At 64.9% G+C, this 16,592-nt stretch carries 12 protein-coding genes and 2 tRNA genes; 5 read left to right on the forward strand and 9 right to left on the reverse strand.

The features are described 5' to 3' along the window. Positions 1 to 8 precede the first annotated feature (8 nt). The 3 genes from ACXAJT_RS03795 to ACXAJT_RS03805 all read right to left on the reverse strand — a co-directional run bounded on the left by ACXAJT_RS03795 (position 9) and on the right by ACXAJT_RS03805 (position 3,467). Positions 9 to 986 (reverse strand): ABC transporter permease, encoded by a 978-nt coding sequence (locus ACXAJT_RS03795; protein WP_475233170.1) that lies wholly within the window; start codon positions 984 to 986, stop codon positions 9 to 11. Between the two features lie 87 nt (positions 987 to 1,073). Further along, positions 1,074 to 2,621, reverse strand: coding sequence for an ABC transporter substrate-binding protein (locus ACXAJT_RS03800; RefSeq protein ID WP_475233171.1), 1,548 nt, complete (start codon positions 2,619 to 2,621; stop codon positions 1,074 to 1,076). A 75-nt stretch (positions 2,622 to 2,696) separates the two neighbouring features. After that, a complete protein-coding gene (locus tag ACXAJT_RS03805; protein ID WP_475233172.1) occupies positions 2,697 to 3,467 on the reverse strand; it encodes a class II aldolase/adducin family protein in 771 nt (256 codons plus the stop codon). Between the two features lie 162 nt (positions 3,468 to 3,629). On the opposite strand from ACXAJT_RS03805, the gene ACXAJT_RS03810 reads away from it, so the two are divergent. After that, entirely contained in the window at positions 3,630 to 4,334 is a 705-nt protein-coding gene (locus ACXAJT_RS03810) for a GntR family transcriptional regulator (protein WP_475233173.1), read from the forward strand. 687 nt (positions 4,335 to 5,021) lie between these two features. Here the strand turns inward: ACXAJT_RS03810 and trmB are convergent. Then, positions 5,022 to 5,735 (reverse strand): tRNA (guanine(46)-N(7))-methyltransferase TrmB, encoded by a 714-nt coding sequence (gene trmB, locus ACXAJT_RS03815; RefSeq protein ID WP_475233174.1) that lies wholly within the window; start codon positions 5,733 to 5,735, stop codon positions 5,022 to 5,024. Positions 5,736 to 5,831: 96 nt separating this feature from the next. After that, the gene (locus ACXAJT_RS03820; RefSeq protein ID WP_475233175.1) at positions 5,832 to 6,872 is read right to left on the reverse strand and encodes an aldo/keto reductase; all 1,041 of its coding nucleotides are present in this window, start codon (positions 6,870 to 6,872) and stop codon (positions 5,832 to 5,834) included. A gap of 286 nt (positions 6,873 to 7,158) precedes the next feature. On the opposite strand from ACXAJT_RS03820, the gene ACXAJT_RS03825 reads away from it, so the two are divergent. Beyond that, positions 7,159 to 7,845 (forward strand): ZinT family metal-binding protein, encoded by a 687-nt coding sequence (locus ACXAJT_RS03825; RefSeq protein WP_475233176.1) that lies wholly within the window; start codon positions 7,159 to 7,161, stop codon positions 7,843 to 7,845. Between the two features lie 139 nt (positions 7,846 to 7,984). Next, positions 7,985 to 9,694 carry a methionine--tRNA ligase gene (gene metG, locus ACXAJT_RS03830; RefSeq protein ID WP_475233177.1) on the forward strand — a complete coding sequence of 570 codons (1,710 nt, stop codon included), beginning with the start codon at positions 7,985 to 7,987 and terminating at the stop codon, positions 9,692 to 9,694. A 69-nt stretch (positions 9,695 to 9,763) separates the two neighbouring features. On the opposite strand, the gene aqpZ is transcribed toward metG, so the two are convergent. Beyond that, complete coding sequence (aqpZ, locus tag ACXAJT_RS03835; protein WP_475233178.1) at positions 9,764 to 10,495, reverse strand: aquaporin Z; 732 nt, start codon at positions 10,493 to 10,495, stop codon at positions 9,764 to 9,766. A 407-nt stretch (positions 10,496 to 10,902) separates the two neighbouring features. Between aqpZ and ACXAJT_RS03840 the strand changes: the two genes are divergently transcribed. Then, positions 10,903 to 10,992: transfer RNA gene (locus tag ACXAJT_RS03840), tRNA-Ser, on the forward strand. A gap of 451 nt (positions 10,993 to 11,443) precedes the next feature. Here ACXAJT_RS03840 and ACXAJT_RS03845 read toward each other — a convergent pair. The 3 genes from ACXAJT_RS03845 to ACXAJT_RS03855 all read right to left on the reverse strand — a co-directional run bounded on the left by ACXAJT_RS03845 (position 11,444) and on the right by ACXAJT_RS03855 (position 15,772). Further along, positions 11,444 to 13,003 carry a D-aminopeptidase gene (locus tag ACXAJT_RS03845; RefSeq protein WP_475233179.1) on the reverse strand — a complete coding sequence of 520 codons (1,560 nt, stop codon included), beginning with the start codon at positions 13,001 to 13,003 and terminating at the stop codon, positions 11,444 to 11,446. Between the two features lie 806 nt (positions 13,004 to 13,809). Beyond that, positions 13,810 to 13,896: transfer RNA gene (locus ACXAJT_RS03850), tRNA-Leu, on the reverse strand. 169 nt (positions 13,897 to 14,065) lie between these two features. Beyond that, positions 14,066 to 15,772, reverse strand: a complete 1,707-nt coding sequence (locus ACXAJT_RS03855) for a peptidoglycan-binding domain-containing protein (protein WP_475233180.1) — start codon at positions 15,770 to 15,772, stop codon at positions 14,066 to 14,068. A gap of 118 nt (positions 15,773 to 15,890) precedes the next feature. On the opposite strand from ACXAJT_RS03855, the gene lipB reads away from it, so the two are divergent. Then, complete coding sequence (gene lipB, locus ACXAJT_RS03860) at positions 15,891 to 16,592, forward strand: lipoyl(octanoyl) transferase LipB (RefSeq protein ID WP_475233181.1); 702 nt, start codon at positions 15,891 to 15,893, stop codon at positions 16,590 to 16,592.

Below are 16,592 nucleotides of genomic sequence, written 5' to 3' on the forward strand. Positions count from 1 at the left end.
AAACCCCCTTACGCACGCGCGCCGATGCGCGGATCGACCAGCCGGTAGACGATGTCGGTCACGATGTTGAACAGGATCACCATGGCGGCGGACACGAGAAAGACGCCGAGGATGGTGTTGTAGTCGCGCGCCGCGAGGCTCTCGAACATCAGCCGCCCGATGCCGGGCCATGCGAAGACGGTCTCGGTCAGCACCGCGCCGCCCACCAGTTGGCCCGCCTGCAGGCCCGCCAGCGTCACCACCGGCAGGATCGCGTTGCGCAGGATGTGGCGGCGGCGGATGGCGGGGCCCGAAAGCCCCTTGGCCTTGGCAGTCTTGACGAAATCAAGCTGGCTGACCTCGAGCATCGAAGCGCGGGTCATGCGCATGTAGACGGCCATGAAGAACAGGCCCAGCGTCAGCGCCGGCAGCACGAGGTGCTTGGCGATGTCGATCACCCGCGCCATGCCGGAGTAATCGGCGCCCACCGTCTCGTAGCCGAAGCCGGGCAGCCAGCCGAGCCAGACCGAGAACACCAGCACCGCCATCAGCGCCGCCCAATAGAGCGGCGTGGCGTAGAACAGCAACGCCAGCGTGGTCAGCAGACTGTCGGATGGCTTGCCGACCCGAGCCGAGGCCGCGACGCCGAAGGCAATGCCAAGCACCAGCGAGATCACGAAGGCGGTCAGCGTCAGCAGCAGCGTCGCCGGGAGCCGGTCGAGGATCAGCTCGGAGACCGGCGCGCCCTGCCGGAAGGAATAGCCCAGATCGAACTGCAGCACGCCGCCGACGTATTTGCCCAGTTGCACGTAGAACGGCTGGTCGAGGCCGAAGCGTTCGCGCAGTTGTTCGATCATCTGCTCGTCAGCGGCCCCGGCCTCGCCCGCCAGCACCACCGCCGGATCGCCCGGCGCCGCATGCAGCAGGCAGAAGTTCAGGACCGCGATGGCCAGAAGCGTCACGAAGGCCTTGAAGGCCCGCGACAGGATGACTGTGAATATGCTCATTGGCCCCCGGTCGTCCCGTTGGTTGCCGCCCCCGATCCGGGAGCTTGTTGAGGGCGGACCTGCACGGCCCGCCCCTTGGCTTGGAGATTACTCTTCGACCCAGGCGTCGCGCAGACCGTCGTTGATCCCGATCGCGGTGGTCACGAGGTCCTGCACGTCGCAGCGGTAGATGGTCGGGAACTCCAGTTCCTGCAACCATGCCACGGGCACGTCGTCGACGATCTCTTTCTGGATCTCCGCGTAGGCCGCGGCGCGTTCCTCGGGGGTGACCATGGTGGCCGCTGCCGCCCATTTGGCATCAAGCTCGGGGTTCTCGTAGCCCTCGACGTTGTTCCACGGGCTGCCCTTCTTGATCCGGTCGGCGGTGTAGTTGCGCGACACACCAAGCGCCGGGTCGCCGTACTGGTAGAGGTAGGTGAAGGCCAGATCGTAGTCCCACTGCGAGGTCTTCTCGTTCCAGCCCGCCACATCGGTGCTGTCGATCTCGGCATTGATGCCAACTTCCGACAGGTTCTGGCGCACCGCTTCGGCCCAGCGTTGCCACGTCTCGCCGTAGGGCAGCGGCAGGATGCGCACGGGCGCGCCGTCGTAGCCCATCTCTTCGAGCAGCGCCTCGGCCTTTTCGGGGTCATGCGTGTATTGGGTGACGTCGTCGCTGTAGAAGTTGGTCGCCGAGGCGACGGGTCCGGTCGCGACCTTGCCGAAGCCGTTCCACACCACGTCCTTCACGAACTCGCGGTCCATGGCGTACATCACCGCCTGACGGAAGCGCACGTCCGAGGTCGGACCCTCGCGGTTGTTCATCCACATCCACGCCAGCGGAGCGAAGAACTCCCAGCCCGAGCCGGTCGAGCACACGCCCTCCATCTCAGTCAGCCGCGGCACATCCCAGTTCTCGACCGAGCCGCCCGGCAGCACGTCCACTTCGCCGGTCTCGAAGGCCACGGCCCGCGCGGCGGCGTCGGGGATCACCCTGTAGTAGACCTCGTCGAGATAGGGCAGCCCGTCCATGTAGTAGTCCTCGTTCTTCACGAGGTGGATGTAGCTGCCTTTTTCCCACGCTTCGAACTTGAACGGGCCGGTGCCGATGGGTGTCGCGTTCATCTCGTTGGTGGCGTAGTCGGTGCCTTCATAGATGTGCTTGGGCACGATCGGCATGGTGCCCGCCTCGAAAGCGTTGATGAACGGGCCGAAAGGCTCTTTCAGCGTGAACACCACGGTGGTGTCGTCGGGCGCGGTGATGCTGTCGACATAGGCCAGCGAAGCACGCAGGCGGGCGTGGGTCTCGCGCAGGAAGACATCGGCCGAGAACACCACATCCTCGGCGGTAAACGGCTCGCCGTCGTGCCAAGTCACCCCCTCGTGCAGATGGAAGGTGTAGGTCAGCCCGTCGTCCGAGATCTCCCAGCTTTCGGCGAGGCTCGGCTGCGGTTCAAGGTCGGTGTTGTAGCGCAGCAGGCTCTCGTAGATGTCCCCGGCCACAAGCTGCGTCGGGCCGTTCTGCACGAGGCCGAGCATCAGCCCCGGCGGCTCCGGCTGCACAACGATGTCGAGGCGACCGCCCTCTTGCTGCGCAGCAAGCGGCGCGGCAAGGGCGGCGGCGATCAGAAAAGTGGTCGCTCTGAGTTTGTTCATGATGGTCCCTGTCGGTTTTGATTGTCTGCTTTTCTTTGAAAGTCAGGCCCCGTTGCGGCCGGGGCGCGCCGTGGCTCAGCCCCGGTAGCCGGGATCGTGAGCGTCGAGCCGGCGCAGTTGCGCGGCCCATTCCGGATCGGCTTTGCCGCGCAGTTCGACGCCATCATAGGCGCGCTGGTACTGCTGCGCGGTATGCTCGGCGACGTCGTCGGGCAGCGGGTCTGCGCTAAGACCCATGCCCAGTGCCGCCACCTGCGCCTTGCATGAGCGTTCGAGGTTGAGCGCCAGCTTCACTGCCTCGGCCACCGAACGGCCCAGCAGAAGCGTGCCATGATTGCGCAGCAGCATCACCTGTTTCTCGCCAAGGTCGGCGACGATGCGCTCGCGCTCGGCCAGATCGAGAGCGATGCCCTCGTATTCATGGTACGCGATACGACCATGGAACTGCGCCGACCATTGGTTGAGGCTGAGCAGCCCCTCCTTGACCGAAGACACAGCAACCCCGGCCACCGTGTGCGTGTGCAGCACACAGACCGCATCATGCCGCGCCATGTGCACGGCGGAATGGATGGTGAAGCCCGCGGCGTTCACCCCGGCCCCATAGGGATCGTCGATCACCGCGCCGGTCTCGTCCACCGTTACCAAATTGGCGGCGGTCACCTCGTCAAAGCGCAGGCCGAAGGGGTTCAGCAAAAACCGTTTCTCGCCGTTCGGCCCGTCAGGCAGACGCGCCGAGATGTGCGTGTAGATGCCGTCGTCCATACCTTCGAGCGCGATCAGCCGGTAGGCCGCAGCCAGATCGCGGCGAAGGTCCTGCACGTCGGACGGGGGTGTGCCATCGGGCATAAGAGGCTCCCTGAGGTCGCTCACCTAAAAGGCGAGTCTGTCTGCTACATTTACAGACAGAGTAAGTGCAGCGCCCCCATCCCGGTCAAGCAAATTGTCGACAATCGTCAAAAGCACAATTATTCTGAAGAAAATTCAGGCGACAGACCCTCACATCACCGCATGACAAAACCTCCACGCACTCCCGGCTTCCAACCTCTCGACCGCGAGGGGCTGGTTCAGCGCGTCTCGACGCTACTGACCAAGGCCATCGTCACCGGCCAACTCGCCCCCGGCGAGCGGCTGTCGGAGTCGGTGGTTGCGCGCGAGCTGGGCGTCAGCCGCGCACCGGTGCGCGAGGCGGCACGATTGCTCGAGAACTCCGGTCTGGTCACCTACAAAGCCAACCGCGGCTTTTTCGTGCGCGAAACCTCGGCTGAGGCGCTCAACAATCTCTACGAACTGCGCATCGTGATCGAGACCGCCGCCGCCATGCGGGTGATCCGCCACGGGCTCAACAAGACCATCGACCAACTCGCGGCGCAGATCGAGGCTCTGCATGAGGTCGCCGCACAGGGGGCCGACATGCTCACGCAGGTCGAGGCGGACATGGAGTTTCACCGCCTGCTCTGCGCGGGCAGCGGCAATCCGAAATTCCTGCATGTCTTCGAACAGATCGCCGCCGAGACGGAATTCTCGATCATGGTGATCGGGCGCCTCTACGATGATCCGCACAAGATCGCCGAGACACACGAGCCGATCGTGAACGCCCTGCGCCGCAGCGACGAGGCCGCCACCCGCGACGCGATCCGCTACCACATCGGCGTGGCGCAAGAGCTGGTGACCGAGCAGTTCCGCAACCTCGACGCTGGCGACGCCGACGGCTGACCTCCCCGCGCGAGCCCGCTGTCATTGGTCGAGCGGAACGCCATTGCGGCGCCTATTGCCGGCGATTCCTGCACCTAGCCCAAGCGACTTATCCGTGGCCGCCGAAACCGTGCACCTCCAAGGATGGTTGCAAGATATCCACAGGCACCTGCAACGCCCCGCACGCGGCCGTCAGACGATGTTCGTGCATCGGTGCCTGCGTGCCAATGGCCATGCGCTGGTGGCTGGAAGGCCCCGAACCCGGAGGGAAGCCGGTCCGGGGCCTTCTCGCTGTCCACATCACCGCAGCAGGCGTGCCTGCCCTGCCTTGGTGACGGGTCTCAGAACGTCTTCGCCGGCGCTTTCTTTGACGAGCGCGGCGCGGCGTTGCTTTCGGACGTATCCTGCCGATACTCCCGGCAGGCGCGGTGCTCCACCCCCAAATGCAGTTCCGCGCCGATCATTCGCAACCAACCGTCAAAAGACACCCTTGGGTTGATCAGCCTATCGGCGGATACTCGCCGAGTCCAGCCATCACCATCCGTCAACGCAGTCATTTGCGCGTGCATTTACGCCTGTGGTCGCCTTTGCGACATACTGACCGGGCCCGCCGCTGCCGACCTTTCACCAATCGCATGGGTTGAGCACTACATCGCTAGCCCCTGCCCGTGCTCTCCGAACAGGCGCAGCCAAGCCGGAGAACCGCACTCAGCGCTTGCGGAAGGTCATGTAATGAGGCGTGCGGCCCTCGCGCAGCGCCTTCTGCTCGTAGCGGGTGGAAATCCAATCTCCCCAAGGCTCACGCCAATCGGCGGGCCCTTCGGCCAGCCATTCGAACCCGGCTTTGGGCACTTCGATCATCGTCTGGCGCACGTAGTCGGGAATGTCGGTGGCCACGCGAAAAATCGCGCCGGGCTTCATCGCACGTGCCAGCGGCTCCAGATGCTCTTGCGTCACAAAGCGCCGGCGGTGGTGGCGCTTCTTCGGCCACGGGTCGGGATAGAGCAGGAACGCGCGATCGAGGCAGGCCTCTGGCAGCACATCGAACATATTGCGCGCATCGCCCGGGTAGACCTTGAGGTTGTCCACCTTGGCCTCGCGGATCTTGCCCAGCAGCATCGCAACGCCATTGATATAGGGCTCGCAGCCAATGATCCCGACGTCGCGATTGCTGGCCGCCTGATGCACCATGTGCTCGCCGCCGCCGAAGCCCACTTCGAGCCACACCGGCTTGCCACCGAACATGGCATCCATGTCGAGGGCCTCGCGCTCGGGGTTCACCTCCCAATCGACCGGCCCCGGCGACAGCGCCGCCAGATCCTCTTCGAGGTAGGTCTCTTGGCTCGGGCGCAGGGACTTGCCCTTCACGCGGCCATAGAAATTGCGCCAAGGGGCGCCGGGGTGCTTGTTCGAGGTGGTCATGCGCGGCGATTTAGCCGCGAAACGGGCGCGGAGCAATCCTCTCCGCGTCCTTTTGTGCAGAGCAGGACGCGCCACGCGCGCCCTGCCCCGGCCGCGTCAGTACGGCAGCGGGTGCGCCTTGTGGGTGGCGTCGATGCGCTCCAGCAGCTCGTCCGAAAGCGTGACATCCGCCGCGCCAAGCAGCTGCTCAAGCTGGCCAACCGTGGTCGCCCCAAAAATCGACGAGGCCACGAAGGGGCGCCGCGCCGACCATGCCAGCGCCATGTGCACCGGGTCGATGCCAAACTCGCGCGCAAGATCGTGGTAGGCCGCCACCGCCGGGAAGACCCGATCAGTCTTGCGCCCGCCAAGGTCGCCGTTGATTGCCATGCGCGACCCCTCGGGCAGCGCGCCGTCCTGATACTTGCCGGTCAGCAGCCCTGCACCCAGCGGCGAATACGGCAGCAGCCCGACGTCCTCGTTGACCATCAACTCAGCCAGATCGGTGTCGGCCATACGATAGAGCAGCGAGTACTCGTTCTGGATCGAGGCGACGCGCGGCCCGCCCTGCGCCTCGGCGATGCGCAGCCATTCGGCGGTGCCCCATGCACTGTCGTTGGACAGGCCAAAGGCGCGGATGGTGCCGCGCTCAACCTCGCGCTGCAGCGCACCCAGAGCGTCGGCCATGTGCTGCCGGGTCGCCTCGCGGTCCTGCTTCCACGGCGCGAAGGTCCAGTTCTGGCGGAAGGCGTAGCTGCCGCGGTTCGGCCAATGGAACTGGTACAGATCGATGTGGTCTGTCTTCAGTCGCTTAAGCGAAGCCTCGATGGTCGCCGGGATCGTGTCGGAACTGATCGGAGCCTCGTCGCGCACCAGCTTGGTCGGGCCGCTGTGCTTGGTGGCGAGGATCCATTCTTTGCGACGGCCGGTCTTCTCGAACCAATCGCCAAGGATCTCTTCGGTGCGGCCCACGGTCTCGGCGCGCACCGGGTTCACCGGGTACATCTCGGCGGTGTCCATGAAGTTGATGCCTGCGTCGAGCGCGCGTTCGATCTGCGCGAAGGCGTCTTCAGGCGGCGTCTGGTTGCCGTAGGTCATGGTCCCCAGGCAGAGCTCGGTGACCTGCATGCCAGTCCGGCCCAGCGGATTTTTCTTCATTGGGAGTCTCCTGTTAGCGCTCGGGCGGACAGTAGTGACCTGAGCCGCAATGCCAAGCCCCCCGGCCGCACACCCCGCCCTGCGCCGACGCGCGTGGGCGAACTGCCTGCGCCGTGGACGCCAGTGTCTGCACGTCGCCTCAAAGCTGGGCGCGCGTCAGGACAGCCCCGACGCGCTGCTCTCGTACTCTAAAATCCTTGCCACCCCCCGCTTGCAAACCCGGCAGCGCGAAGCTATCCGGTGCATTGGTATGTTATATCATACCCTCACAAAGAAGGCACAGACCATGCAACACCCGCTCTCGACCGTGATCACCGCCATCGCCACCACCGCCATGCTCGGGCTCGCAGCGCCCACGCTGGCGCAAACGCACGATCATGATGCGGCGCACGACCACGACCACGACCACGACCACGACCACGCGCATGATCATGGCTCGGACGACATCTACAACGGCTACTTCGACGACAGCCAGATCGAGGCCCGCCCGCTCTCGGACTGGGCCGGCGACTGGCAGTCGGTCTACCCGCTGCTGCAGGACGGCACGCTCGCCCCGGTGATGGCGAAAAAGGCCAAGAACGGCGACATGACCGCCGACGAGTACACCGCCTACTACCGCACCGGCTACGCCACCGACGTGGACCGCATCGAGATCGAGGACGGCCACGTTACCTTCCATCGTGCCGACGCCACACTGCAGGGCACCTACGTCGATGATGGCCACGAAGTGCTCACCTACGCCAAGGGCAACCGCGGCGTGCGCTACATCTTCCGCAAGTCCGACGGCGATGCCGAGGCGCCCGCGTTCATCCAGTTCAGTGACCACCGCATCGCACCGGCGGTTTCGGATCATTATCACCTCTACTGGGGCGACGATCGCGCCGCCCTGCTGGAGGAAGTGACCAATTGGCCAACCTACTATCCCGCCGGGCTCGGCGGCGAAGAGATCGCCAATGAGATGATGGCCCACTGAACCGGCATCGGGCGCGCCCACCGTGCCGCGCGCCCGACCTCATATCCGGCCCCCTATCCAGCCCCGCACCGCCGCACTGGCAAGCCCGCACAACATCCGTTAAGAGCGCGACAACTCCAGATTCATACGCGGGACGAACATGGCACGTCATCTGATCACCTCGGCGATCCCCTATATCAATGGGATCAAGCACCTTGGAAACCTCGTGGGCAGCCAACTGCCTGCCGACCTCTTCGCCCGCTACCAGCGCGCCCGCGGCAACGAGGTGCTGTTCCTCTGCGCCACGGACGAGCATGGCACCCCCGCCGAGCTCGCCGCCGCCAAGGCTGGCAAACCGGTGGCCGAGTATTGCGCCGAGATGCACGCGACCCAATCGAAGATCGCCGAAGGGTTCCGCCTCAGCTTCGATCACTTCGGCCGCTCGTCGAGCCCGCAGAACCACAAGCTGACCCAGCATTTCGCCGGAGTGCTGGCCGAGCGCGGGCTGATCCGCGAAGTGTCGGAAACGCAGATGTACTCGCCCACCGACGGGCGCTATCTGCCCGATCGCTACATCGAAGGCACCTGCCCCAACTGCGGCTTCGAGGATGCGCGGGGCGACCAGTGCGACAACTGCACCAAACAGCTCGACCCGGTGGAGCTGATCAACCCGCGCTCGGTGATCTCGGGCGCGACCGATCTGCAAATGCGCGAGACCAAGCACCTTTACCTGTGCCAGTCCAACATGAAGGACGAGCTGGAGGCATGGATCGACAGCAAGACCGACTGGCCGGTGCTGACCACCTCGATCGCCAAGAAATGGCTCAACGACGGTGACGGGCTGCAAGACCGCGGCATCACCCGCGATCTCGACTGGGGCATCCCGGTGAAGAAGGGCGAAGAAGACTGGCCCGGTATGGAAGGCAAGGTCTTCTACGTCTGGTTCGACGCACCGATCGAATACATCGCCTGTTCGCAGGAATGGGTCGACGCCGGCAAAGGCGACGACTGGGAGCGCTGGTGGCGCACCGACAAGGGCGCGGACGACGTGACCTACACGCAGTTCATGGGCAAGGACAACGTGCCCTTCCACACCCTGTCGTTCCCGGCCACCATCCTCGGGTCGGGCGAGCCGTGGAAGCTGGTCGACTACATCAAGTCGTTCAACTACCTCAACTACGACGGCGGCCAGTTCTCCACCTCGCGCGGGCGCGGCGTGTTCATGGACCAGGCGCTGGAGATCCTGCCGGCGGACTACTGGCGCTGGTGGCTGCTCAGCCACGCGCCCGAAAGCTCGGACGCAGAGTTCACCTGGGAGAACTTCCAGTCCTCGGTGAACAAGGATCTGGCCGATGTGCTTGGCAATTTCGCCTCGCGCGTCACCAAGTTCTGCCGCTCGAAGTTCGGCGAAGTGGTGCCTGAAGGTGGCGCCATGGGCGAACTGGAGACCAAGCTGATCGCCGACCTTGCGGAGAAGATCCGCGAGTATGAGACGCAGATGGAAGCCCATGAGGTGCGTAAGGCCGCCAGCGCGCTGCGCGCCGCTTGGGTGCTGGGCAACGAGTACCTGCAAGAAGCCGCGCCCTGGTCGACCTTCAAGACCGATCCCGAGGCCGCCGCGATGCAGATCCGCCTCGCGCTGAACATGATCCGCCTCTACGCCGTGATCTCCTCGCCCTTCATTCCCGACGCCTCGGCGCAGCTTCTGGCGGCGCTGAAGACCGAGGACGACAGCTGGCCCGGCGATCTGGACGCGGCGCTGCAAACGCTGCCCGCGGGTCACGCCTTCGAGGTGCCCGATGTGACCTTCCGCAAGATCACCGACGCCGAGCGCGACGACTGGCAAGAACGCTTCGCCGGGACCCGCTGAGACGCCTCCGGCGGGCGTATTTTGGGAACAAGGAAAGGGCGCGGTCCGAGGAGGCCGCGCCCTTTTGCATCACTTGCTCGGCACGCCGCCCTCGACGCTGCCGGTCGGCGTCGGGCTCAGCCAGCTGTAGAGCAGCCCGCCGAGCACGCCGCCAAGCAGCGGCGCCAGCCAGAACAGCCAAAGCTGCCCCAGCGCCCAGCCCCCGACGAAGAGCGCAGGCCCGGTGCTGCGCGCCGGGTTTACCGAGGTGTTGGTCACCGGAATGCTGATCAGATGAATGAGCGTCAGGCCCAGCCCGATCGCCAGCGGCGCGAAGCCCACCGGGGCCTGCCCGTGCGTCGCCCCCATAATGATCACGAGAAACATCATCGTCAGCACCACTTCGGCAACGAAGCCCGAGACCATCGAATACCCTCCGGGGCTGTGCTCGGCGTAGCCATTGGCGGCAAAGCCCGAGGCCACCACATCGAACTCGGGCACCCCGCTGGCGATCACGTAAAGCACCGCCGCGCCAAGGACCGCGCCGACAACCTGCGCGATGATATAGGGTAGGATGTCCGACGCTGGAAACCGCCCTCCGGCCGCCAGCCCGACGGTCACCGCCGGGTTGAGATGGCAGCCCGAGACATGGCCGATCGCATAGGCCATGGTCAGCACCGTCAGCCCGAAGGCCAGCGAGACACCCAGCAGCCCGATCCCCACCTCGGGAAAGGACGCCGCCAGCACCGCCGACCCGCACCCGCCCAGCGTCAGCCAGAAGGTGCCGATAAGTTCGGCCGCATATTTTCGGGAGGTCCCCATAGCAAACTCCTTAGATTGAAATGTGTTTTGAAAAATCTCGCGAAAGGGATATTGGCACCGGAGCTCGCACCCGCAAAGCGGTTTCGATGAGTCTGATGGAAGACTGCCCTGAACGCCCGCATTTCGCTGCGGGACTTATCGCCCGTCTGGGTACTGGGGATAATGGGCTTCACATGTTTCATGGCTGGCAAAGCTCGGGGCCGCGGCACAAGCGAGTCGCGCAGGCCTGTGCGCCCGTTAGGCCGCGCAACCTTTCGCGAAGGTCAGGCACGACAGTCGGGCCGCCTGGCCCTTGCAAAGGCTTTGAAATCCAAGGGCCCTGAGGATTTCACGGGACGTAGAATTTTCCCCACGGCACCTAAACTTTCGCCTTGTTTCCCCCTGCGCTCCTCATTAAACGGGTCAGCGGAGACGTGGCCGAGTGGTCGAAGGCGCTCCCCTGCTAAGGGAGTAGGCGGGAAACCGTCTCGAGGGTTCGAATCCCTTCGTCTCCGCCATTTCCTGCCTGAGTGCGGAGAAACTGGAGTATGGCGACTGGCGCAAAGGCCGGCCGTGTAAAAATCCGAAATATCACCTAAGCAAAGAACGGCGCATCACGGATTGCGGTGCTGGCGACCGGAGGCTGGCCACTTTGCTCAGCGGGGCGAGGCATGATCCAGAGCGCCGGTTACGCGCGACCCGGCCTTACACCGATCACAGGAATAGGCTCTCTTGCGCATTTTCCCGCATCTCATTTCAACTGCCCTCCTCCAAACCAGGACAGCCCCCCTCTCCAGCGCGCCATACCGCCTGCCGAACGCATCGGGCGCCGCGGCTCACGAAGGAACTGAGGCCTGCTCCGCTGTTTCCATCAGGGCCGTCAGCGGCGAGCGCTTCAGGCGCGGGCGTTCGTCAAGCGAGGGTGCGGGCCAGCACCCGATCCGCGACCGCCAGCCTCACGTCAGACAGCTATGTCGTCTTGCGGTACGCGATATTGCGCGCAAGCCAGCAACCAAGGACCGCACCCGTCACCGCCCCTTTGTCGTCGCGCGTGACGCTGAGCGTCCAGTCACCCGGCGCAGGCGCGTCCATCGCCCGACGTGTGGGCAGGATCCAGGTGTCCGCGGAAACAGAATGTACGCGCTCCATCCGGCCCGCGCCAAGCATCCCCTCGAAACGCGCGTATACGCCACCGTCGCGCGCCTCGATGAGCATCGCTGCACCGAGTTCATCTGCCTCGTAGCGGCCAGCGATCTCCGCACGGTCGGGTGCAGCAGTCTCCGCGACAGGCGACAGCGTCGCGGACAGATTGTCGCCCCTGCGCTGCATTTCAAGCAGGCCCTCCTTGCGCGTGATCCGCACAGCGTCGCTAACAAGAGACCCATCACCCGAAGGCCTTAGCCGATCAGGCGAGACGGCAAACCGCAGATCGGCGCCGTGACGGCCCGGCTCGATGCGCGCCAGAAGGCCGGTTTCAGAGCACAGCCACTGGCCAGCCCAATCCTCCTCGACAGGTCCCGGAGCGGGCTCTTCCCAGCCGAGCGCCGCCCGCATGACCTCCACCGCCGCGCCATGCGCGTCAGCCTCGTGATTGAAGTGAACAAAGACAGACAGCCGCTCTGACGGCGCGTGCAGCCGATGCGCGCGGAAACCGCGCAGCGCGCCGCCATGACCCGTTGTGTTGACGCCAGCGACCACCTCGTGCGCCAACCCCATGCCATAGGCCGCAGGCGTTCCGTCTGCAAAAACCGGGGGCGCCGAGATCCGGGTGTACAGGCTTTGCGGATCGTTGCGGGTGGCGTCGATCCAGACCTCATAGGCCATCATGTCGTCGAGCGAGGCGGAAATGCCAGCATCGCCAATCCAGTAGATGCCGTTGTCGGCTTTGAAGTAGCCCGCCACCTCGCTGCCCTCGTATCCGTAAACGCCGTCTGCCGGGTGGCGCGTGTCGGAGGTCAGGACGGCCCCCGTCATGCCAGCGGGCTCCCATATGAGGTCGCGATAGAGTTCCTCCAGCGAGCGTCCGGTTTCGCTTTCGATCAATTCCGACACGATCCGGAAGTTACAGTTGCAGTAGGAGTACTGCGTGCCCGGCGCGAAGTGACCGGTCTTCATCCGGGCGATCAGCGGCAATGCGTCCATTCGGGAAAATGTTTGCTCTGCCAGCCCACCCTGAAGCACCGTCAGAGCCCAATAGTCGCGCAGCCCGGACTGGTTGTCACACAGTTGGCGCACGGTCGGCAGCGGACCGCTGTAATTCGGCAGGAATTCCGCGACGCGTGTGTCCAAACGGCTCGGATCGTCGATGGCTGCGAGCAGCACCGCGCAGGTGAATTGCTTGGAGATCGAGCAGATCGGCATCCGCGTGCTGGCCGTCAACGGCCGACCGGTGACGAGGTCCGCATACCCCCAGGCGCGCGTCGCGATGACCTTCCCATCCTTGACGACCCCGACCGTACCGCCCGGCCCGCGATAAGCATCCGGCAAGGCGTCCAAAGCAGCATGGAGTTTCTCGGTATCGATAGTCATCACAGCGGTCCTTTTGGTGGTTTGACACGCTCCGACCCGCCCGTCAGGTGGCCGCGCGGGCGGTTGGAGAGCGCGCTCGCATGACAAGACGTGACCACCCCCAATGTTTCAAGGCGCGGGAGCGACCCTAGCCACCGCACAGCATGATTGTGATTTTTTTATAGGCACTTAAGTTCGGAACCCGCTCGTGTCCGCGGCGTAGCGCATGGGTTTTCGCCGTACGACCCTCCCCGCCTGGGCGCAGTGTTCAAACGGAAATCCAAACTGCCAACGGGGCGCCTTAGACGATCCGGCGGGCGCAGATGACGCAGCCCTGAGGCGAATCTCGATCACCGCCGCGGGTGCCGATCCAAGGTGCAGCCATGGGACCGACCGCGCCGACCCGAACTGGCCCGACACCCCGATCCACGCACAGGCAACCGGTACTAGCCTACATGCCGGCGCCCGACGTCCGACAGCGCCCGTTCGGCCTGCCCTGACAGGGACCTGCACGTCATCACAACAAGGAGTTCTGCGACAGGCGCACCGATCAAGCCGCCTTGCGTCCGCCTGCCACAAGCGCAGGAGAGATCAAGCACCCACCGGCGGGCCTTCTATCGCCGGGACGCCGCGGGACGGGGTCGCATCCACAAGAACAGTACGATGGCGCTGCGTAAGGGTATCTGAGAGCGGCCCCCGCCTCGAAAACCGCCCCGAATGGGAGGCTGATGTCGCGAGCGTATGCGCGATCTTTAGTGGGGCTGAAACCAATGTCTCTCTGCCGAGAAAAACTTTCTTACTCTTCACGCCCTCAAGGGGGAGAGTAATGGTGCGGTCGAGAAGACTCGAACTTCCACGGGAGTTACCCCACAGCGACCTCAACGCTGCGCGTCTACCAATTCCGCCACGACCGCACTGTCTTGACTTGGTGACGCGCTCTCTAACGAAGGCCGCGGGGGATGCCAAGAGGAAAAGCGCACTTTCTTCAAAAGTTTTTCGCGCGCCCCTCGCACCCCGTGAAACCGGCCCCGATCCCGGCCGGGTCCTGCGATCCGGCCGAGCCATAGATATCGCCGCGTCAGGTCATTCGCTGATCGTGAAGACCGGGATATCCTGCGCTGCGGGCACCACCTCGGGCGCCGCAGCCGCCGCCTCGGTTTCCCCGCCAAGCATCATCGACGCCTTGCGCAAGAGCCCCGCGCGTTCCGGCATGCCGGGCGAGAACACCGCCGCGCTGCCGCCGTCCAGCGCATCCAGCGCCTGCGCGTACCACAAGACTGACAGATCGTCGCGCTGGCTGGCACCGATGCCTTGGCTCAGGTGGTGGCCGATCAGCTCGGCATAGGGGGCCTGCCCGAGCGCCACCAGCACCAGCGCCGAGCCCATCGCCGCGTCCAGATCATCCACGCGGTAGCCCGCCGAGAGGCAGATCATCGCGGTCTTCTCCAACTGCGCCGGCGACATGCCCGAAGACAGCACAAAGCTGCTCACCTCGCCCAGAACCTCCTCGCGGGGGCGCAGCGACACCGCCGCGACCTGCGCCTGCAGAAGCTGCCCGAAACCTGCGCATTGCTGCGCCACCTGCTCGGGCGTTGCGCCCGGCACTTTGGCGATCAGCTCCTCGCCTTTTGCAATCGCGTAGGTCCGCGCGAGGCACAGTTGCTCTGCCAGCGCGGCCGAGGGATCGGACAGCGTGGCCTGGGTGATGTAGCCGCCGTTGGTCGAGGTCATCAGGCTGACCGTATTGCAGCGCGATTGCAGCGTCGCCTGCGCCCCGTCGCCGGCGCCAAAGAAGTCGGGAATCGCCGGCCCTGCCGCCGCGGCGGCATTGGATTGCACCACCGGCTGTGCCGACGGCACCGGAGTCGCCGCCGAGGCCATCTGGCTTTGCGGCAGATCCGGCGCCGGAGCGGGCGCACTGGGCACGGGCGCTGCCGCCATCTGCGGCGCGCCGTCCTTGGTGCAGGTGCCGCGGGTGCAGCTGAACATCGCCGGGGTCACGTTGAACGCCTGAAAATCGTTGCGCTCATAGCCTTCCGGTGTCGAGGCAAAGACCCGCACCGCACAGCTTTGCGCATTGCACCAGAAAGCCGAGCCGGTCACCGATGTGTCGAGGATGTAATCGGTACGACCATCACCGTTGATATCGGACAACTGGATAAAGCCAGAACGCTGTACCAGTTGCTCGGCCGACGGGTCCGAGCTCTTGGCGATCTCGTTCACCGCCGCGGCCACCACCGCCGGCAACCCGTAGTGTCCGGCGATGGCGCCTGCCCCGGCCGTGCCGCTCCGGTTCACCTGACCGTCGCGATAGGCGATCAGCAAGCCCCGCACGCCCTGCGGGTTCGACGCGATCTGCTGCGCCGTGGCCGGCCCGCCGGCCTGCGCACGACGATAGGACGACACCAGAAAATCGCGTTCGTATTGCGTCAGCTGGCCGGTCGGCGCGTACCCCAAATGCCCCTGATAGGCCGAGATTGCCGCCCGTGACCGGCTGCCCAGAATGCCGTCCGGCGTGCCCGCGTCGAACCCGAAGTAATTCAGCGCCCCCTGCGTGACGCGGTTCGCCTCGCGCGTGGCCGAAGAGACAGCCGGCTTCGCCGCAGCGCGCTTTTGCTTCGGCGCGACATAGGTGCGCTTCTGAATGACCTGTCTTTTGGGCTGATTGGCGATGGCGCTGCCGATCATCCCGCCCACCAGACCGCCGACGAAGGCGTTATCGGCAAGGGCGGGAATCGGGGCCGCGACGAGGCTGAAACAAATCAGCCCGGCAATAGAATGGCGATGCATAGGATATTTCCTCCAATAAATGAATTATTTGGAAGTTCCGGAATATGTCTGAATAATGGACGGACAATCGTTAAGGGATTTCTAAAATAGACCTGCCGTCATTGTCGGCACCGCCGTATTGACCTGTCAAGCGCAAGCGCCTAATCGCTCTGCCATGGTTGAGTGGATCACATCAGACGGGCTGACCGGTTACGACGACGCCGTCGCCTTCATGGAAGAGCGCGCCGCGGCGATCGCCGCTGGCGAGGCCGAGGAACTTATCTGGCTGGTCGAGCATCCGCCGCTCTACACCGCCGGCACCTCCGCAAAGCCCGAGGATCTGCGCGACCCCGAGCGTTTTCCGGTGTTCGATACCAAGCGCGGCGGGCAGTACACCTACCACGGCCCCGGCCAGCGCGTGGTCTACGTCATGCTCGATGTGGCCAAACGCGGCCGCGATGTGCGCTGCTTCGTGCGCCAGCTCGAGGCATGGGTGATCGCCGCGCTGGCCGAGTTCAGCGTCACCGGCCACATCCGCGACGGTCGCGTCGGGGTCTGGGTCGAACGGCCCGACAAGCCGCGGCTCGCGGATGGCAGCGTGACCGAGGACAAGATCGCCGCCATCGGCATCCGCCTGCGCAAATGGGTGAGCTTCCACGGCATCTCGATCAACGTCGAGCCGGACCTTGGGCATTTCGACGGCATCGTGCCCTGCGGCATCAGCAACTACGGCGTCACCTCTCTGGTCGATCTCGGCCTGCCGGTGACGATGAACGATCTCGACGTCGCCCTGCGTCGCAGTTTCGACGAGACCTTCGGCGCCCTGCCCTGCGAGGCCTGA

The organism is Salipiger sp. ABF4_146 (assembly GCF_056161345.1).